Origin of the sequence: Peribacillus glennii (assembly GCF_003429105.1) — a bacterium.
Taxonomy (GTDB): domain Bacteria; phylum Bacillota; class Bacilli; order Bacillales; family DSM-1321; genus Peribacillus; species Peribacillus glennii.
This window is the reverse complement of record NZ_QVTD01000011.1, coordinates 125,899-144,406: the sequence shown is the minus strand read 5'-3', so window position 1 is coordinate 144,406 and position 18,508 is coordinate 125,899. Positions and strand designations below refer to the sequence as shown.

The 18,508-nt window shown below is 42.8% G+C and carries 19 protein-coding genes; 10 read left to right on the top strand and 9 right to left on the bottom strand.

Annotation, left to right across the window (positions count from 1 at the left end; translation table 11 throughout):
- Positions 1-121 precede the first annotated feature (121 nt).
- Together D0466_RS16100 and D0466_RS16095 are read right to left on the bottom strand one after the other, a co-directional pair.
- The gene (locus tag D0466_RS16100; protein WP_117323561.1) at positions 122-1,369 is read right to left on the bottom strand and encodes an ABC transporter permease; all 1,248 of its coding nucleotides are present in this window, start codon (positions 1,367-1,369) and stop codon (positions 122-124) included.
- Positions 1,362-2,261, bottom strand: a complete 900-nt coding sequence (locus D0466_RS16095; RefSeq protein WP_117323560.1) for an ABC transporter ATP-binding protein — start codon at positions 2,259-2,261, stop codon at positions 1,362-1,364. The genes D0466_RS16100 and D0466_RS16095 overlap by 8 nt, the downstream gene beginning before the upstream one ends.
- Positions 2,262-2,445: 184 nt before the next feature.
- Here D0466_RS16095 and D0466_RS16090 point away from each other — a divergent pair, with 184 nt between their 5' ends.
- Positions 2,446-2,634, top strand: coding sequence for a YhzD family protein (locus D0466_RS16090; RefSeq protein ID WP_117323559.1), 189 nt, complete (start codon positions 2,446-2,448; stop codon positions 2,632-2,634).
- Positions 2,635-2,709: 75 nt separating this feature from the next.
- Here D0466_RS16090 and D0466_RS16085 read toward each other — a convergent pair whose 3' ends face one another.
- Together D0466_RS16085 and D0466_RS16080 are read right to left on the bottom strand one after the other, a co-directional pair.
- Complete coding sequence (locus D0466_RS16085; RefSeq protein WP_407675643.1) at positions 2,710-3,510, bottom strand: enoyl-CoA hydratase; 801 nt, start codon at positions 3,508-3,510, stop codon at positions 2,710-2,712.
- A gap of 157 nt (positions 3,511-3,667) precedes the next feature.
- The gene (locus D0466_RS16080; RefSeq protein ID WP_199484577.1) at positions 3,668-5,284 is read right to left on the bottom strand and encodes a long-chain fatty acid--CoA ligase; all 1,617 of its coding nucleotides are present in this window, start codon (positions 5,282-5,284) and stop codon (positions 3,668-3,670) included.
- A 213-nt stretch (positions 5,285-5,497) separates the two neighbouring features.
- Between D0466_RS16080 and D0466_RS16075 the strand changes: the two genes are divergently transcribed.
- Positions 5,498-6,361, top strand: a complete 864-nt coding sequence (locus D0466_RS16075; RefSeq protein WP_117323557.1) for a dimethylarginine dimethylaminohydrolase family protein — start codon at positions 5,498-5,500, stop codon at positions 6,359-6,361.
- A gap of 33 nt (positions 6,362-6,394) precedes the next feature.
- Here D0466_RS16075 and D0466_RS16070 read toward each other — a convergent pair whose 3' ends face one another.
- On the bottom strand, positions 6,395-7,909 hold the full coding sequence (locus tag D0466_RS16070; RefSeq protein WP_117323556.1) for a coproporphyrinogen III oxidase: 1,515 nt from the start codon (positions 7,907-7,909) through the stop codon (positions 6,395-6,397).
- 195 nt (positions 7,910-8,104) lie between these two features.
- Between D0466_RS16070 and D0466_RS16065 the strand changes: the two genes are divergently transcribed.
- Positions 8,105-8,560, top strand: a complete 456-nt coding sequence (locus D0466_RS16065; protein ID WP_117323555.1) for a DinB family protein — start codon at positions 8,105-8,107, stop codon at positions 8,558-8,560.
- Between the two features lie 116 nt (positions 8,561-8,676).
- Here D0466_RS16065 and D0466_RS16060 read toward each other — a convergent pair whose 3' ends face one another.
- The 3 genes from D0466_RS16060 to D0466_RS16050 form a co-directional block, all read right to left on the bottom strand.
- Positions 8,677-8,934: a transcriptional regulator SplA domain-containing protein gene (locus D0466_RS16060; RefSeq protein ID WP_233522675.1), complete on the bottom strand. Its 258-nt coding sequence runs from the start codon at positions 8,932-8,934 to the stop codon at positions 8,677-8,679.
- Positions 8,935-9,037: 103 nt separating this feature from the next.
- Positions 9,038-9,904, bottom strand: a complete 867-nt coding sequence (locus tag D0466_RS16055) for a Cof-type HAD-IIB family hydrolase (protein WP_117323553.1) — start codon at positions 9,902-9,904, stop codon at positions 9,038-9,040.
- Positions 9,905-10,061: 157 nt separating this feature from the next.
- The gene (locus tag D0466_RS16050; protein WP_117323552.1) at positions 10,062-10,418 is read right to left on the bottom strand and encodes a YlbF family regulator; all 357 of its coding nucleotides are present in this window, start codon (positions 10,416-10,418) and stop codon (positions 10,062-10,064) included.
- Between the two features lie 292 nt (positions 10,419-10,710).
- On the opposite strand from D0466_RS16050, the gene D0466_RS16045 reads away from it, so the two are divergent.
- The 4 genes from D0466_RS16045 to D0466_RS16030 all read left to right on the top strand — a co-directional run bounded on the left by D0466_RS16045 (position 10,711) and on the right by D0466_RS16030 (position 14,855).
- Complete coding sequence (locus D0466_RS16045; RefSeq protein ID WP_158555923.1) at positions 10,711-12,087, top strand: YheC/YheD family endospore coat-associated protein; 1,377 nt, start codon at positions 10,711-10,713, stop codon at positions 12,085-12,087.
- 44 nt (positions 12,088-12,131) lie between these two features.
- A complete protein-coding gene (locus tag D0466_RS16040) occupies positions 12,132-13,178 on the top strand; it encodes a YheC/YheD family endospore coat-associated protein (protein ID WP_142919939.1) in 1,047 nt (348 codons plus the stop codon).
- Positions 13,179-14,555 (top strand): YheC/YheD family endospore coat-associated protein, encoded by a 1,377-nt coding sequence (locus D0466_RS16035; protein WP_117323549.1) that lies wholly within the window; start codon positions 13,179-13,181, stop codon positions 14,553-14,555.
- Positions 14,556-14,645: 90 nt separating this feature from the next.
- Positions 14,646-14,855, top strand: a complete 210-nt coding sequence (locus tag D0466_RS16030; protein ID WP_117323548.1) for a YheE family protein — start codon at positions 14,646-14,648, stop codon at positions 14,853-14,855.
- A 59-nt stretch (positions 14,856-14,914) separates the two neighbouring features.
- Here D0466_RS16030 and D0466_RS16025 read toward each other — a convergent pair whose 3' ends face one another.
- Positions 14,915-15,211, bottom strand: a complete 297-nt coding sequence (locus tag D0466_RS16025) for a hypothetical protein (RefSeq protein ID WP_117323547.1) — start codon at positions 15,209-15,211, stop codon at positions 14,915-14,917.
- Between the two features lie 348 nt (positions 15,212-15,559).
- On the opposite strand from D0466_RS16025, the gene ddpX reads away from it, so the two are divergent.
- From ddpX to D0466_RS16010, 3 genes are all read left to right on the top strand, one after another.
- Positions 15,560-16,210 (top strand): D-alanyl-D-alanine dipeptidase, encoded by a 651-nt coding sequence (gene ddpX / locus D0466_RS16020; RefSeq protein WP_117323546.1) that lies wholly within the window; start codon positions 15,560-15,562, stop codon positions 16,208-16,210.
- 120 nt (positions 16,211-16,330) lie between these two features.
- Positions 16,331-17,218 carry a PucR family transcriptional regulator gene (locus D0466_RS16015; protein WP_117323545.1) on the top strand — a complete coding sequence of 296 codons (888 nt, stop codon included), beginning with the start codon at positions 16,331-16,333 and terminating at the stop codon, positions 17,216-17,218.
- Between the two features lie 125 nt (positions 17,219-17,343).
- A complete protein-coding gene (locus D0466_RS16010; protein WP_117323544.1) occupies positions 17,344-18,444 on the top strand; it encodes an ABC transporter ATP-binding protein in 1,101 nt (366 codons plus the stop codon).
- Positions 18,445-18,508 lie beyond the last annotated feature (64 nt).

Genomic DNA, 18,508 nt, shown 5'->3' with positions numbered 1-18,508 from the left:
ATGTTCAAAAACATTTTCCTATATTAGAGGTTGTATTATTATTTCACTGAAAATATGTGCAGCTTCTGTTTAAAAAAGCCGGGAACCAGCAAAAAATTTGCGGGTCCCCGGCATACATCATTTATGCATTTTTTGAGATTTGCAGTGCTTTCTTAATGTCTCTGAAGGATTTGGAACTTCCGTACATTAACACACCGCCCCTGTACACTTTTCCGCCAAAAACCCCCAACAAAACAATGGTAAGTACGAGCAGCCCAATGCTAAAGGCGGTTTGCCAGACCGGTACGGACAACATCCCGACCCGCAAAAACATGATCATTGGGCTGAAAAACGGGATGAAAGAGGTACCTGTTATAAAGCTTGCGGAAGGGTTAGTCAAACCAAAAGCGGCAATGAAAAACCCAATCATGACCAGCATCGTCATTGGCATGATCATCGGCTGGACATCTTCCACCCTGCTGACCATGGAGCCTAGGAAGGCTGCGAGGGTAGCATACAGGAAATATCCCAAAAGAGCAAAGACAAACGCGTATACAATGGTAGTAATACTCGTTTCTCCAAAACCTAGAAAGGAGAAAAAACTGCCATTCATAGCATCCTCATTCTGCTTAACGGCGAAATAGCCTACGGAAAAGAAAAGCACCAACTGAGTGATGCTTAACAAGGCGATTCCGCATATTTTCGCAAACATCTGCTGGACGGGCGAAATGCTGGAAACAAGAATTTCCATTACCCTTGATGTTTTTTCCGTGGCCACCTCCGTTGCGATCATACTCGCATACATGATCACGTTAATATAAATGACAAATAACAGGATATAAACAAGACCGCGGGCCTGATTCAATTCTTCTTCCGTTTTAGCGTTTTTCTCCAGTGCCACTTGCTCAACCGCCGCCGGTGTATTTAATTGGGCCAGCTGCTCTGGCGTAAGCTTTAACTCGCTTGCCGCTATGCTGCTTTTGACCGCTGAAAGGCCTAGAGAGAGATCACCCGGGATGGTTGAATTCGAGATGGAATTCGCTTTATATATGCCTTTCACTTTTTGATCCGCATCATTTTCGATAATCAGGTAGCCTGTCATTTTTTCAGAACTAATGAGCTTCTTTGCAGCGGCTTCATTTTCAACCTGCTCTAGCTTAAGATCCTTATTGATTGCCTGTACCTGGGTTTTTAAAGGCTCATAGACAGTACCGGGTTTATCAAGGATTCCAATGGTATCTTTTTTATCTTTATCAAAGTAATCGATTGCTTTTGGGAGGAAGGCCAATGCCATGACAAGAAGAAGCATGATGCCTGTTGAAACTAAAAATGATTTCGTTTTTAGCTTGGAAAGGTATGTATGAAATAAGACAATAAAAAATTTATTCATATGCGGCACCAACTTTTTCTATGAATATATCATTCAAGGAAGGCTCCATTAGCTCGAATTTCCTCACAAATCCCCTGGGTACCAGCTCCCGCAGGATATTCTCGGCTGCATCCTCACCGGTCACTTGAAGAATCCTGCCCTCGGTTGTGGTTTTCGATTTTGTGACGCCCGGGAATCCATCAAGGAAAGCCAGATCAAAATCTGCATGCACAGCAACATTCTTCTTGCCGTAGCTTCTTTTTATATCCTTTAATTTCCCCTCCACAACGGGGCTTCCCCTGTGCATGATGCATAGGTGCTCGCACAGTTCCTCGACATGCTCCATCCTGTGGCTGGAGAAGACAATCGTTGTCCCGTTATCCCTTAAATTGATGACAGCATCCTTCAAAAGCTCTACATTGACAGGATCCAAGCCACTGAAAGGTTCATCGAGGATCAAAAGCCTGGGCTTATGGATGACGGATGCGATGAACTGGATTTTCTGCTGATTCCCCTTTGAAAGCTCCTCTACTTTTTTATCCAGATATTCGGGAACCTTGAACCGTTCAAGCCAGTTTACAAGCTCCTTCAAGGCAGAAGCTTTATCCATCCCTCTTAATCTCGCAAGATAGACAATCTGGTCCCGTACCTTCAATTTAGGGTAAAGACCGCGCTCTTCAGGCAAATAGCCAATGATCGGACTGGTTGAATAATCAATCCGCTTTCCTTCCCACCTTATCTTCCCCTCTGTCGGGTCGATAAGCCCGAGTATCATCCGGAAGGTTGTCGTCTTGCCCGCACCGTTTGCCCCCAAAAGCCCAAACATTTCCTTTTCGGGAATGGTGAAATTCAATGAATTTACGGCAGTAAAATTGCCATATCTTTTTGTAACATTGTTAATTTCAAGTACCAATTTTTTTCCCCCTTTAAATGCTGACTACTTTTGACACAATCAAAAAAAATCTGCCATACCTATTTAATAATAGTAAAAAACTGCCAATTCTTCAACCGTTTTGTAAATATTAATATCTTTACAACATAATGAATATTATGCAAAAATAATAGCAAGAACAGTACATTAAAAAGGGGTAAGGAATATGAGCCGAGTATATAAGCTAACTGTGTTTGAACAATCCGGGGAAAAGCTTTTGGATGAGTCCTTCCAGGCTGAAAACGATGATCAAGCAAAGGAATTAGGGGAAAACCTTCTCAAGGAAAAAGAATATCATGATATGACACATCGCTGTACCTCACCCGCAGGGAAGCTGGTTCTTTTCCATCGCTAAGCCCTAAAATGCATTCTTGGACATTTTTATGTAAGCGCAGCCAAAAAGCCGGCACGGAATGTGCCGGCCGCCTTATTATTTTCCGGTAAAGTTCGGCGTTCTCTTTTCGACAAACGCACGGATTCCTTCTTGGTGGTCGCTAGTCTTACGCATTTTCATTTGCGCATTTTTTTCAAGTTCAAGCATTTTCAAGAGGAGCGGACGATTTTTTTCACCGAGTATCTTCTTTGTCTTGATCATGGCTTGGATCGGGCTCGACAGCCATTTTTGCAGCTTGGTTTCGATTGAGTTATCCAATGTTTCAGAAGCCACTTCATGAATCAAGCCTTTTTCAAATGCTTCCGGCGCCCTCATTACTTTTCCTTCCCAAATCAATTCCTTCGCACGGACTTCGCCCAGCCTTCTTTCAAGGAAGAAATGTCCTCCGCCGTCAGGAATCAACCCTATGCCGATAAAATTCATGGCAATTTTGCTTTCAGGCTCGGCGATTATGTAATCTGTTGCCAGCGCGATGCTCAAGCCCAGTCCTGCTGCTGCGCCATGGATTCCACAGATCGTAAGCTTAGGCATAAAATAAAGGGTGGTTACCAATTCGCTGATGCAATCCATCAAAGAATTGAAGTTAGCTTCCCCTTCTTCGCCTGTAGATGAAAGCATCATTTTGATGTCACCGCCGGAAGAAAACGCTTTCCCTTTTCCTTTTAAAACAACGACATCCACATCATCATTTATGGTGATTTCCTTAAGGGCCCCCACGAGCTCACGGAGCATTCCTTCATTCATAGAATTCATCGATTCAGGACGGTTCAGTTCCACAGTTGCCGTTCTTCCTGAATATGTGACCAAGACGGTCTCCTGAGCGGAAGCAGATTCAATTCCCAATTATTGTTCCTCCCCTAAAGTTGATTCGTTTTAATTATACCGTTTCTCCTATTAGAATAAAAAGAAAAAATAGAATATTTAACAAAACTTACCGTTATGTTTTTTATGGCACAAGAAAAAGGAGATGATCAATTCATCCCCTTCCCAAAACTTATTGTGCAAGGTATTTACCTTGAATTTGTTCACGCAGCGCCATTTTTAAGAATTTCCCCACACCGGTTTTCGGGATCTCCTCAAGGAACAGGACATCATCCGGAAGCCACCATTTTGCAAACTGGGGCGCCAGGAATTCGATCATTTCCTCTTTTGTAACCTTTCCTTTATATGGTTCATGCAGCACTACACACGCAACGGGACGTTCCTGCCACCTCTCGTGGGGAACGGCAATGACTGCTGCCTCGAACACCGCTTCGTGCGCCATTAACGCATTCTCCAAATCCACTGAGGAAATCCATTCCCCGCCGCTCTTGATTAAGTCCTTTGTCCTGTCAACGATCTTGACAAACCCTTCTTCATCAACCGTCACGACGTCACCAGTATAAAGCCAGCCGTCTTTAAAGGCACCTTCTGTTCTTTCATCCCGGTAATATTCACTGGCAATCCACGGACCCCTGATGAGCAATTCCCCCATTTCTTTGCCATCATTTTTCACTTCGCCGTCCTTGCCAAGAACCTTAATATCGATGCAAGGAACTGTCATGCCTTGCTTGGCTTTCAATTCATATTTTTCTTCATCTGCCAGCTCATCATGATAGCTTTTGAGATTGGATGTGAAAACAAGCGGACTTGTTTCTGTCATACCATATGCATGGATAAACGGGATATTGTATTTTTGCTCAAAGGTCTTAATCATGCTTTTCGGAGCAGCCGAGCCGCCGCAAACAATAGCCCTGAGGCTCGACGTATCATATTCGTTTTCAGCCAGCTCTTTTAAAAGACCAAGCCAAATCGTAGGCACACCTGCTGTCACCGTAACCTTTTCGGACTGAATCAGTTCCGCAAGGATTTTTGGTGTGAAATACGGGCCTGGCATAACGAGATTGCTGCCAAACCATACGGCTGCAAAAGGCAGTCCCCAAGCATTGACGTGGAACATCGGTACAACCGGCATGGCGTTATCCCTCTCAGCAATGCCCAAATTATCTGCAAGACCAAGGCCTAAACTATGAAGCACTGTTCCTCTATGTGAATAAACGACACCCTTCGGATTCCCGGTCGTCGCGGAAGTATAACACATGCCTGCAGGCGAATTCTCATCCAGATCCTGCGGGAACTGATGGGCAGGATTGCCTTCTGAGATTAACTGTTCATAATGATATACAGGGGATAGCTTGGTTTCTGGCAGTTCTTTCGAATCGGTCATGATGATATATCCCTTGACGTTTTGAAGTGTATCCTGAATCGCTTCAATAAGCGGAACAACATCTGCATCTATCAATAATAATTTATCCTCGGCATGATTCACAATATAAGAAACATGCTGGGGTGAAAGCCTAAAATTTATTGTATGAAGAACAGCTCCGGAACATGGGATTGCAAAATATGCCTCCAAGTGGCGGTGATGGTTCCAGGCAAGCGTCCCGATGCGGTCGCCTCTATCCACTCCCAGTTTTTCCAGGGAACTCGCCAGCCTTCTTGTACGCTCCGCAATTTCACGGTAGGCATATTTGTTGATTCCGCCATCCGTACGCGAAACTACATATTTTTTTGGGTAATACTTTTCAGCCCGTTCAAACATTTGTGTCATCACCAATGGAGTATTCATCATGATCATCTTCCCCCTATTCGTAAACGCTTTCATTCAATTATGTTGTACTTCCTTTAATCAATTCGATTCATTCTTCATAATTCCTTTTTACTATTTTAGAAATTTTTTTAAAAGTCTTCCTTCGTCAGAAAAGCCTTAATTTCGATTGAAATAAGTTTTTTTCCATGCAAAGAAGGAAATAGTATAGGGGAATTAAGTATTCAGGAGGACACTATGACTTTATATCGAGATAAAGGAACCCTGGCCCGCTGCTACAGCGAATACGATGAATTAAAACGGGTAGTCCTGTGCCCGCCGCAACATATGACGATCCGGGAAGTAATCAATGAAACCCAGGAACATTTTAAAGATGTAGGGATCCATATAGAAACCGCAATGAAACAACATGAAAATTTTGCGAGTGTTTTAAAGGATCATGGAGTTGATGTCATTCTTCTTCCTCCTCTCAGTAAATATCCGGAACAGGTATTTACCCGGGATATCGGTTTTACGCTGGGAGACACCGTTTTTGTCGCGGAAATGGCAAGCCCGGTCCGGCAGGGAGAAGAAGGATTATTAAAGAAATGGCTGGAGGAAAACCAAATTCCGCACAAGGATCTCGTTAAAGACCGGATCGAGGGCGGCGATGTCATCATCGACAGGGATCATGTATTCGTCGGCATTAGCAACCGTACCCATATTGAATCGATCCGGCATCTGGACACATTGCTCCCGGATTTCAAGGTGATCCCAGTACCGTTCCAAGCAAAATATCTTCATCTGGACTGTGTGTTTAATGTGTTATCTTCTGAGGATGCCCTGATTTACCCGGACGTGATCAGCAAGGATGAACGTGAATTCCTGTCCGGGCGATACAACTTAATTGAAGTGACGGATGAAGAGCAATTCACGCTTGGAACCAACGTACTTTCCATCGGCAATAAAAAGGTGTTAAGCCTTCCGGTAAATAAAAATGTGAATAAAAAGCTAAAGGAACGCGGTTATGAAGTGATTGAAGTGGATATTACCGAGATCATTAAATCCGGCGGCTCATTCCGCTGCTGTACGATGCCTATTTTGCGAGAGCGCTCACATTAAATTAAAAACGGTTGAAAAAGAAAACTTCCAAGCTTAGTGCTGGAAGTTTTCTTTTGTAAATAGCTCTCCAAGTATTTCTATTTTCTTATGTGTATAGTGTTCAAAATTATCATTATATGATTTTGGATCCTTTGGGTTTGCGTATTGCATGATCTTTCCGGTTACCGGATGCAAAAATTTGCTTGATGCCCCACAGCCCAATCCAATGATTGTTTGCTGTTCTTCCATGATCATTATGTTATAAATGCTTTCTTGGCCGGGGATTGAGTATCCTACATTTTCCAGGTTCCCCAGGATGTTTTTCTGGCGGTACAAATAGTAAGGAGTGTAACCATGCGCGGCCGTCCACTCTTCGGCAGCACTCATCATTTTCTCCACTTCTTCCCTTGAAGCGACTTTATACTTTTGTTTGTTCCTTGTCATTTCCGAGGCTCGTTTAAATGAAAGTGTGTGGACCGTGAGCGATTCCGGCATAAGCTTTTCTGTTTCCTCCAGAGTCGTCCTGAATTCCGGCAGCTCCTCACCAGGGAGCCCGATGATCAAATCCATATTAATGTTATTCATTCCCATGCTTCGCGACAGATGGAATTTATCTATTGTTTCCTCTACAGTATGGTGGCGGCCTATAGCCTTAAGGGTGTCCTGGATGTATGACTGCGGATTGACGCTGATCCGGTCAATATTCCACTTTAACAATACCTCCAGTTTTTCTGGGGTAATTGTGTCCGGCCGGCCGGCTTCAACCGTGATTTCCCTTACGTTTTCAACATTCGGGAAGGAAGCATACATTTCCTCATAAAGCATATCCATTTCTTCGGCCGTTATGCTTGTAGGCGTACCCCCACCATAATAGATTGTAGTGATGTTTATACCATTTTCCTTTAACCACTTGCCGATTTCCCGAATCTCATAATGAAGCCCCCCAAGGAAAGAATTCACGGAACCCTGCCTGCCGTTTATCGCATAAGCCGGAAACGTACAATAGGCGCATTTTGTCGGGCAAAATGGGATTCCGATATAAATGCTTACTTCATTTTTCAAGGAGTACAGGTCAGGAACAACAGCTAACTGGCGGTCGACGACCTTTTGCATCAATTCTACTTTTTCTTCGGAAATCATATAGTCATCAGCCAGTTGTTTGTGGGCAATGCTGGCAGGAATGCCTTGCTGAACTTTCCGATGAAGAAGCTTTGTCGGACGGACCCCTGTCAAGATGCCCCATTTTTGATTAATTTCTGTCATGTCCTGGAGTACATTTACAAAAACATAGGATACAGCCCGTTTCACTTGTTTGAATAATTCTTTTTCACTCATTTCAGGAGAAACACATAACTCCTGGCTGGATTCAAACTTTTTGCCCGATTCATTTACGAGCAGCATAGCCCGGGCGAACACTGTCTCTGAAGCTTCCCAATGAAAATCAACCTGTAAATCGGGTTTCTCTCCAATAGTCGGCAGAATTTCGGATTCTTCGAAAAACAGGTTGGCTATATTTTGAAGTGGCCGGTGAAAACGCTCGTCTTCCAGCCCTTTTATTTCAATACGCAAAATAATCACCTATCTGCTTGATTTTTTAATGTAGCTTTCGGTATTATACTACGAATTATAAAGACTAACTAGTGAAACTGGAAACAATCGAATTAGTGAAAACAGTCTTAATAGTTGGAAGTCCCTGGCAGGTTTTTTTATAATCATATAGAAGTACTTAATGGTACTGCTATTATTGAGAGGGGATGTATGACAATGAGTGAGCTTATATTCAAGCAATTCGATTTGACAAGAAGTAATTTCTTAAAGGAATTAAACGGTTTGAACCCTGAAATTATTGATATCCAGCCTCAAGGATTCAATAATACAATTCACTGGCATATCGGCCATGTACTGACCTCTACAGAACAGTTCATGTTTGGATTTCCCAACAAATCTAGCAATATCCCAGAAAATTACATTGCCTTATTTGGGTATGGAACAAAGCCTGCTGACTGGCAGGGAGATGTACCATCACTTGAGCAACTGACCGAACAGCTAAAGGAACAGGCTGCCCGGCTAAAGGAAATCCCTGCAAGCAGTTTGCAGCAAGAGTTAAAAAAGCCGTTTTTAGGGCTGTCGACTTTTGGGGAACTCGCCAACATGGCTGTTTACCATGAGGCATACCACCTTGGCCAGATTCATGCAATGGCCCGTGTTATCAATAAATAAGCATTGAAAAAACAGGCCCTCATTGATTTGAAGCCCAAAAGTTAAAAAGAAATATTAGTCAGCTTCCAAAAACATGAGTCCGGTATTGTTCCGGACTCATGCCTTGGAGTTTCACCTTAAAACTTCTCTTCATCATATATTTCTTGGAATGCCCGTTCTGCAGCTGCTTCAGATGCAAATAAAGCATCGTCATCCTCTATTACATGGAATGTGTCATTTATAAACAATGCCAAAGCATCAGGATCCTTCGGGTGTGGCACAATTTCCGCTGGCCGGACATTTGAAACAGTCGGTGTATGTGGATTGTTATAGATGACAAATACTTCATCGCCTGCTTTAGCATTCTTTGGATCAATCGTATCCATCGTCTCCATTCCTTTCAGTTAGAATGGTCATAGTTTGTGGCAATAAGTGTAAATTTATGTTGCGAACCATCAAAAAACCCCAACGGAAAATGGACCGGTAGGGCTAGAGTTATCATTTTAAAATATTCATTTTTTCTAGAAACGCAATTGGATGCTGTCTCCGGAAAAACTCTTTTAACATATATGCAACCCCTTGTTCATCATTGGAGCGGGTCACCCACTTTGCCGCTTTTTTGAGTTCGAACGGTGCATTGCCCATTGCGACACCCAGCCCGGATTCCCTAATCATTTCGATATCATCCAGGCTATCCCCAATTGCAACGATTTCCGCAGGCTTGATTTTTAGATGGTTGGCCAGATACAGCAGGCCATTCCATTTGGATTCCCCTTTTGCGACAATGGTTAAATGATTTCCCGTCCGGCTGATAGGGTATACTTCCGGAAACATATCGGCAATTAATTTGTACAGGTCTTCTTTATCTTTTTCATTATTAAACATAACGTCAATTTTGGGCGGTGCTGCAGGCTTTTCTGTCAGCTCTCCGCTTAGCGAATCGACATAATGCTGCGAGAAGATATTTTGTTCATTCATAAACAAGACCGCTCTGCCAAGCAAGTTTTCCGGCAGGTTGACCCTATTGCCCAAGATAAACTTTTCATGGGAAAGTTGAATTTGGCATTCAACCTTTTCAAGCATCTGTACGATTTCCAAAGTAAGTTTTTCCGATATTCTTGACACATAAAGCGGTTTTTGGATGGAGGTGCCAACAAAAGCACCTTGATGGGCTACAAGGGTCGGATTTATTTTCAATGCTTTCGCTACCTTTTTGGCTGAATAAAAGTTCCTGGAAGTAACAAGTGCGACATGTACGTCCTTTTGATGTACATATTCAATCGCATCTTTAGTCAATTTATTCAAACGGCCATTTGATTGAAGCAGGGTTCCGTCAATATTGACAGCAAGCATACGGTAGACCATGCTGATCTCTCCCATCTGTAGTATCTATTTCATCTTTATGAAACTTTTGGATTTGATAGAACAGCCAAACGGAGAATAATCTGGTCCAGCCCGAAATTCATCGGTCCCGAGCCGATAATAAAAAAACACCACCTTTAGGCAGTGTTTCTAATGTTGCTTATTGTTGTTCCGGCGCACCATATATTTCTTCCAGTGGCTTCATGATTATTTTGTTAAGCTCCGCGATAACCATGCTCATTCTTTGTTCCGCTTCCATTAATCTTGAAATCAACGGGTGCTGTTGGACAAGGGCCACGGTTTTCTGCGCTTGTTCAACTTCCTCTGGTCTGATTTCCTGCCCGTTCATTTGCTTTTGCTGGAGAGTCATCTGGATTTGGCGAAAATTCTCAAACATCCTGCTTGCTGACTGATCAACGTTTACTTGATTATATAGGCTTTTCAACTCTGTAAATTCCTTGCTTCCCCTTACGGCCCTTTCCATGTCATATGCTGTATTATATAGATTTGAGTTCATTTTATTTCCTCCTTACACCTTATCAATTTTCCATTCAACTATAACAGAACATGTGCCTGATTACACCTTTACACATAAATCGGCGGAATATTGCCATTTTGCCTAAACGTTTTCCGCTTTATCCCCACCATATGCATCCCGAAACATAAAAGTTCTTTACCATTTTTTCAGGGGGTGTCCCATCTGTCACATTCCATACCTGCCGTACATACGATAAGATATCCGCTTTTGCCCATCTAATCCTAGTCAAAGATAAAAATATTACAACCATAGCGCAGGACGGGGAATGCATATGAACGTTTATAATGCCAAGGCGCTGATCAAAATCGAGGAAACAGGAATGGAGGAAACTCCTTCCATACAAATAGAACAATCAATGATTTCCAAATGGAAAATGCGGGCGGGTGAAGAGATTATATTGAATGCAGGTGTAAAACGGATTCCATTGCTGGTGCGACCGTTTTCGGCTGAGCAGCCTTTGATCATCCTTTCTGTGCATACCGGAGAGTACTTATCATTACCCGCACTATCCTATCCCGTTCAAATAACCTATTGCAAGGAGAATAAAGAGCTTGCAATCGGTCCATTTTTATCTGTTCTAACCGATACCCCTTTCGGGAAAACAGAAGAACCATTTGGCTCAATGGAACCATTCCTGCAGGAAATGCAGGCCTTTTGCCAAGAAAAAGGGCTTCCTTTTTATGTGCACCAGCTCCAGTCGGAGACAGAAACAACAGCAATAAATGGGTATCTGCCTATAGGAGAAAAATGGGAACAAACTGTCCTTCCAGTCCCGGACGTAGTCTATAACAGGATCCATTCCCGAACAAAGGAGAAATCTGCTGTTTTCCAACGCTATCTGGATCGTTTGAATGCAATGGAAATTCCAATGTTTAATGACGCTTTCCTTTCTAAGCTGGAGGTACATGAAATCCTGATTGAAAATGAACAGATGCTACCGTATTTGCCGAAAACCATCCCTTTTCAGAAAGAAGAGGATTTCGCGAATTTCCTGGTAAGCCATGAAGCTGTTTATGTGAAACCCTCGAACGGCAGCCAGGGAAGAAATATATGCAAGATAACAAAAACAGCCGAAGGATGGGTGTTGGAGCATTCTTCCAATAACAAGGATACCTATTTATTTTCAAATGCATTAGAACTATTCAATGCCCTGAAAAAGTATATAAAAAAACAATCGTACATTGTCCAAAATGCGATTGACCTGCTTGAAACCGAGAATAAAAAAGTAGACTTCCGGATCCTGCTGAATAAAAACCAAAAACAGGCCTGGAGAATTACATCGGTTGTCGCAAGGATCGGCGATGCTGGGCATATTGTTTCCAATCTGTCCAGGGGCGCGGAAATGATAAATGGTTTGGGATTTCTGCATTCTGCGTTTGATCATATCGAGGCCAAGAGGCTGTTTCAACAGATTTGTATGCTGGCCTTGCAATCAGCCAATTGTTTATCGGAACACCGAAACGGCATCTTTGGGGAACTGGGGGTCGACGTGGCGCTCGACATTGAAAAGCAGCCATGGCTGATTGAGATCAATTCGAAGCCCTCAAAAGCTTACCAAGGCAGCTATGATAAATTTCGCCCTTCCGTTAAAGCAATCGTTGGATATATGCATGCCCTATATCAAAATAAAATGATAAAAAGGCCTTAATAAAATTGGCCGGAAAGGAAGCTAAATTGCTCTCCCTAGGCATTATGGCAACTCGAATTCACGCTGAGGAACTATACTTCACCAGGATTGCACAGGCATCCGAAGAAGCTGGCATTTTAGTCTTCAGGTTTTGTCCCGATCAAATAAACATCCAGGAAAAAACCGTTTACGGGGATGAATATGATTATCGGTCAAGACAATGGGTACCGAAGGAAATTCCAATTCCGGATTTGATTTATGATCGTAATTTTCGCGGTTTAACCTGGCAATCCGATGAGAAAATTCAATGGCTAAAAAAAGAAACGGTATTCCTCGGCTATGGGCTTCCCGGAAAATATCAGGTATTTCAAATCCTTACACAAGTCGATACGCTAATCGAGTTTCTTCCTCCAGTAAATAAAGTTTCAAGCCCCGAAGATATCTGGCGGGATTTGGCCGCAGACCGTAAAATCATGTTGAAGCCTGAGTTCGGCTCGAGGGGAACAGGGATTTATCTGATAGAGAGTAAAGCAAACGGATGGGTCGTCCGTATGACAAAACAGGAAGGCGGCTTTGAACGGCTTTTCGATAAGAAAACAGAGCTTGATAAATGGCTCCGCTACCTCACCGCCCATTACCCTTATTTGACTCAGCGTTTCCTTGAGCTGTCAAACGTACAGCACGAACCATGGGATGTACGTATTCTGGTACAGAAAGACAGCTCGAATGCGTGGAAGGAACGGATCCGGGGTGTCCGGATAGGCCGAAAACACTGTATAACTGCCAACCTTGCCGCCGGAGCAGAAGTTGTCCCTTTTAATGAAATGTTAAACGAATTCTCCCCCCAGCTTCAGCATAAAATCCAGGAATCAATTGAACATATCATCCAGCACCTTCCCCATGAATTGGAAACCAGGTTTCATAGGCTTTTTGAGCTCGGAATTGATCTGGGAATCGATAAAAAAGGGGATGTTTGGATTCTTGATATTAATTCAAAGCCTGGCAGAAAGATCATGGAACGGCTTGATCCTGAAAACCTGCATACATTGTATAAAGCCCCTTCTTTGTATTCCACTTTCCTGATGGGAGAACTACTGAAAGCTGGTGACTAAATGAAAAAAACCTACCCTGTCGAAATTGCTGATTTAAAAGAAGATGTTTTCTATTATCCCAGGGGATTCGGCGAAATGGAAAACATTAACCATATTTGGTACGGACAGCATTCGTGCAACGCAATTATGAAAGAGAATCCGCATGATCAAGAAAAAGCAATTCTATCGCAGACTTTGGCTGAAACGATACAATTTACTGAAAGCGACATACCTCTTCATTTGTTTACTTATCAAGACAGTATCCATATCGGACCACTCGTTGGAATTTTCACGTCCGGAATTACCCCAAATTTGCAAAAACCGGTCGGGGAACGCTCTAGCTTTTTTGCAAAACTGTTATCTCTTAATAAAACGACAGGATGCATTCCCTTCCTATTCGGGGAGCACCAAATTGATTGGGAAACAGAAACAATAAAAGGATATATTTTCAGAAACAAACGATGGGATATAAGGGATTTTCCGTTTCCGAATGTGGTCTATGACCGGCTTCCGAACCGCAGGACCGAAAACCGCACAGGGCCCAAGGAAGTAAAACGCAGATTTCAGGATGAGTATTCAATTCCATGGTATAATCCCGGTTTCTTTAATAAGTGGGATATACATGAACGTCTGTCAGATGAAGATGATGCTGTTCCTTATCTTCCCGAGACCTATCCTTTCCGGTCGTTATCCGCAATCGAAACGCTGCTGTCTAAATTCCGCCAGGTCTATATCAAACCGATATACGGCAGCCTCGGCCTCGGCATACACCAGATTCTCTACGATAAAAATGAAAATGTTTATTATTGCAGATATAAAGACGACCAAAAAATTAATAAATTAACCAGGTTTCCTTCCCTTGAACATCTTTTCAACCATATATTCAAGCATAAGCGGCTTCACAATATGATCATTCAGCAAGGCATTGCCCTCATTACATCAAACAGGAGGCCAATCGACTTCAGGGTCCATACCAATAAAAACCATAACGGTGATTGGCAGGTAACCGCAATAGCCGCAAAGGTTGCCGGGGCGGGAAGCGTGACCACACATGTAAACAGTGGCGGGCAAGTCAGGACGATAGAGGAATTATTCCCTGACAATGACATGGCCGTTACTGTACAGGAGGAGCTTTCAAATGCAGCATTGATCTTAAGCAAAAGCATCGACCGGAGGATAGATGGCGTCATCGCCGAAATTGGTTTTGATTTCGGACTTGATAAACAAGGGCACGTATGGATGTTCGAAGCGAACTCGAAACCCGGCAGGTCCATCTTCTCCCATCCGAAGCTTAGGGAATTTGAAGTGCTGACCAGGCAGCTTTGCCTGGAATATGCTGTTTTCCTTGCAGAACAATCCCTCCAGAGCTCCGGCGAGGTTGTCAATGAAAATCTATGAAAACAGCCGCCCATATCAGGATTTTACATGTACAAGAAATCCCCCTTTTCCTTTATACTGAAAAGTAGAGAGAAAAAAGGGGGCTTAGTTTTGATCACACACTTTCAGTGGAAACCATTATTCGAAGACAAAAATCTTCCCGGCTGGAGGATTTCTTTCTATTTTAAAAAACAGGCTTTCCAGGCAATTTACCATAAAAGCGGGGAAATCGAATGGAGTGGAACAAAGCCTGATACAGAGGACGAATCCAGCCTTAAAAGCATGATACATGAATTAATGCTGTTCCATGTTTATGAATGAAACAGTTTTACTCCGGGCGAAAATCGTGTTGTTGCACACGCCTCAAACACACTTTCGAACTATACGGCCGCTGCAATCAATAATAAGATAGATATAATCATAAGCCCTTTCACCAATCCTTGCGGCAATGGATTGGTGTTTTTTCTGCTCTTGAACCAACCGGAAAACTGCCACTTACTTCGATAAATCAAAAAAAACAGAATCAGGTTGGCAGCCTGTACATAACCCCATGAAATATTTTGGATTCCGAACATTTCATAAATATATTGTTCCAACACAGCTAACCCAATGAGCAAAATTACTCCAAGGACCACGATCCGGATTAACTCTAGGCTAAAACTCAACAGCTTTCCCATTACATCTCCTCCACGACATTTCAAATCATATATCCTGCATTTATTTAGCAAGCCCCAAAAATGTAGTAATTTGGCACTTTTTGAAATAAATACTTCCTTATAAGAGTAATAACCTCTATGATTATATTGTAAAACTGCCAAGTTTGCTGCGAAACGTATGCGAGGTACGGAAGTTTATTGGGCAAACCTTACTTTATTGCCACACTACTGGGGTTTGTGGAAAAATCCTATTTTTAGTTGCGACAGTACAGAGGTTTGTTGCGAGACTTAATTTAATTGCTACAAAATTGAGCTTTGCTGCAAAAAACTATTTTAGTTGCGGAAAAATCCGCACGTGAGGAGGCGGCCATGTCAAAACAAAAATCTTATTTGATATTATTTCTTACATTCCTGCTATGTTTGCTCCCTTATGAACAAATTTTTGCTGCCGGCTATATCAAAAGCAAGGAAAAAAGCAAACTAGTGGATATCCGAAAGCTTGACAAAACAATTGTGATTGACCTTCGTTACGCTACAAAAAATAACTTTACAAAAAAGAAAATCTACCCGGCAGCTGTGCCATTACTGAGAAAAGAAACAGCGGCTAAGCTGGTAAAAGTCAATAATGAGGCAGCAAAAAAGGGATACCGAATAAAGGTGTGGGATGCTTACCGCCCCTTTTCGGCCCAGAGGACCCTATATAATGCAGCCTCCAATAAAAGCTATGTGGCCCATCCCTCTAAAGGTTCAAGGCATAATCGCGGTGCTGCCGTCGATCTGACCCTGGTTGACAGGAAAGGCAAAGAACTCCTCATGCCATCAGCTTTTGACGATTTCACTAAAAGAGCGCACAGAAACAACCCCGGCATGAATAAAACGGCAAAAAAGAATATGGATTACCTCACATCCATCATGAAAAAACATGGTTTCAGAACAATCAGCAATGAATGGTGGCATTACGAGGATACCAATTGGGAAAAATATCCCCTCCTCGATGTACCGCTCACTTCATTTAAATAAAATGAAAAAAGTAACCTTCCATGCGCAGGTTACTTTTTTTCACCAATCCCCATATTTTTCTCCCCGATCGCTATTTGGTTATAATAAAAGTAAATCATTTGACATATAAAAGGACAGATTATGCTAAAAAATCTTTTAAACAAATTTCCTGACGCAGTCTTTCATAAGGGTGATTGCAGCAATCCTGAACTGTATATCTGGTTTCAGGACGATGATGGAACCAGCCTTGGGATCCCTAAAACCGACTTAACACAAGAAGAAATCAAACTGCTGCAAGTATTGTTTTCCGGTGAAGCCCCGAATGAACGAAACACTGCCTTTTCAAATAAACAATGGAGCGACTACCTATATCAGGATCACATGGAATTGCCCTTAACAAGCTGGGACCAAGTCAGGTTCACTCAGTTTACGATATCCGGCGGTGGCTTTCCACATGAAGAGTTCGAAGAAGCATTTTTATCCTTCGTTCCCGAAGATACACTTTTGATCTGGAATAACGATTTCACTGGAGTTTTAATCGAAGGAAACACACATGACAATCCGGGACTCCATGAATTCATTCCTGTCATTAGTACCCTGCAAGGAGATTTCTATGTGAAAATGAACATATTTTCAGGGAATTTCCATGCAGTCAACAACCAGCTTCACTACCATTTCACCATGGAGAGTGATTGTTTTGCCAAATCAAGACTGCACCTTCCCGATTTAAAAGTAAGTACTTTGCCGGAAGTATTTCCATTCCTATTTCTGACGGGCCAATCAACGGGCGATAAAGAATGGTATGCGGAACAACTGCTTGGAGAAACACTGGAGGACCAGGAATTGATTCAGACCGTAAAAATTTATGTAGAACACAATTCAAATGCAAGCTCTGCATCCAAGGCACTTTATATCCATCGCAACAGCCTTCAGTACAGGATTGATAAATTTACTGAAAAAACGGGGCTGGATATCCGTTCCTTTCGCCATGCCCTCACTGCTTACCTGATCATCCTGTTGCACAAATAACTTTTTTGCAACATGCACAGCAGAACGCTAACTTTTTTGTGCACCCTTTACATATGCATCTTCATGCTTATCTAATACAATGTTTTCATAAGGAATCGATAATTCACCTTGAGGAGGCATTAGAGATGGCCGAATTGGTATTGGATCATATCTATAAAATTTACGATAATAAAGTCACAGCAGTTGAAGATTTCAACTTAAAAATTGAAGATAAAGAATTCATCGTGTTCGTCGGGCCTTCCGGCTGCGGTAAATCAACAACATTGCGGATGGTCGCAGGGCTTGAGGATATTTCCAGAGGAGATTTCTATATCGATGGCAAGTGCGTAAATGATGTGCCGCCTAAGGATCGCGACATCGCAATGGTTTTTCAAAACTATGCGCTTTATCCACATATGACTGTTTATGACAACATGGCATTCGGCTTGAAGCTCAGAAAGATGCCTAAAGATGAAATCAAGCGGCGCGTTGAAGAGGCTGCGAAGATCCTCGGCCTGGAAGCATACCTTGACCGGAAGCCAAAAGCCCTTTCCGGCGGCCAGCGCCAGCGTGTTGCGTTAGGCCGCGCAATCGTCCGTGATGCAAAAGTATTCTTAATGGACGAACCTTTATCAAACCTGGATGCCAAACTCCGTGTCCAAATGCGCGCGGAAATCGCCAAGCTCCATAAACGTTTAAATACAACGACGATTTATGTAACACACGACCAGACAGAAGCGATGACAATGGCGACACGCCTTGTTGTCATGAAAGATGGCATCATCCAGCAGGTCGGCGCACCAAAGGAAGTATATGAAAAGCCTGAAAACGTGTTCGTCGGCGGTTTTATCGGTTCACCTGCCATGAACTTCCTTTATGGTACGCTTCAAGATGGAACGGTTAAAATTGGTGACCAGACTATTGCCGTTCCAGAAGGAAAAATGAAGGTGCTGCACAGCCAAGGCTATGTAGGCAAAGAAGTCATCCTTGGCATCCGTCCTGAAGATTTCCATGATGAGCCGGGGTTCCTTGAAAACTCGCAGGATACAAAAATAGATGCCCATATCGAAGTCGCTGAATTGATGGGCGCGGAGTTCATGCTCTATTCTTCAATGGGCGGACAGGAATTCATTGCGCGCGTAGATGCACGTACTACCGTCAACCCAGGTGAAACTCTCCAGCTCGCTCTCGATATGAATAAGGCACACTTCTTTGATAAAGATACAGAAGTGCGGATCCGTGCATAAATGATGCTATACAGAGGGCAACAGTCGATGGCTGTTGCTCTTTGATTTGGGATGGATGTTAGTG

Bases quoted from the DNA above. Each gene is read 5' to 3' on its own strand.
- D0466_RS16055 (WP_117323553.1), bottom strand. From the start codon at position 9,904: ATGGTCTACCGTATGCTTGCTGTCAATATTGACGGAACCCTGCTTCAA.
- D0466_RS16100 (WP_117323561.1), bottom strand. From the start codon at position 1,369: ATGAATAAATTTTTTATTGTCTTATTTCATACATACCTTTCCAAGCTA.
- D0466_RS16040 (WP_142919939.1), top strand. From the start codon at position 12,132: ATGGCAACTCGAATTCACGCTGAGGAACTATACTTCACCAGGATTGCA.
- D0466_RS16015 (WP_117323545.1), top strand. From the start codon at position 16,331: ATGCTAAAAAATCTTTTAAACAAATTTCCTGACGCAGTCTTTCATAAG.
- D0466_RS16045 (WP_158555923.1), top strand. From the start codon at position 10,711: ATGAACGTTTATAATGCCAAGGCGCTGATCAAAATCGAGGAAACAGGA.
- D0466_RS16065 (WP_117323555.1), top strand. From the start codon at position 8,105: ATGAGTGAGCTTATATTCAAGCAATTCGATTTGACAAGAAGTAATTTC.
- D0466_RS16080 (WP_199484577.1), bottom strand. From the start codon at position 5,284: ATGATGAATACTCCATTGGTGATGACACAAATGTTTGAACGGGCTGAA.
- D0466_RS16035 (WP_117323549.1), top strand. From the start codon at position 13,179: ATGAAAAAAACCTACCCTGTCGAAATTGCTGATTTAAAAGAAGATGTT.
- D0466_RS16025 (WP_117323547.1), bottom strand. From the start codon at position 15,211: ATGGGAAAGCTGTTGAGTTTTAGCCTAGAGTTAATCCGGATCGTGGTC.
- D0466_RS16050 (WP_117323552.1), bottom strand. From the start codon at position 10,418: ATGAACTCAAATCTATATAATACAGCATATGACATGGAAAGGGCCGTA.
- D0466_RS16010 (WP_117323544.1), top strand. From the start codon at position 17,344: ATGGCCGAATTGGTATTGGATCATATCTATAAAATTTACGATAATAAA.
- D0466_RS16075 (WP_117323557.1), top strand. From the start codon at position 5,498: ATGACTTTATATCGAGATAAAGGAACCCTGGCCCGCTGCTACAGCGAA.
- D0466_RS16090 (WP_117323559.1), top strand. From the start codon at position 2,446: ATGAGCCGAGTATATAAGCTAACTGTGTTTGAACAATCCGGGGAAAAG.
- D0466_RS16060 (WP_233522675.1), bottom strand. From the start codon at position 8,934: ATGGAGACGATGGATACGATTGATCCAAAGAATGCTAAAGCAGGCGAT.
- ddpX (WP_117323546.1), top strand. From the start codon at position 15,560: ATGTCAAAACAAAAATCTTATTTGATATTATTTCTTACATTCCTGCTA.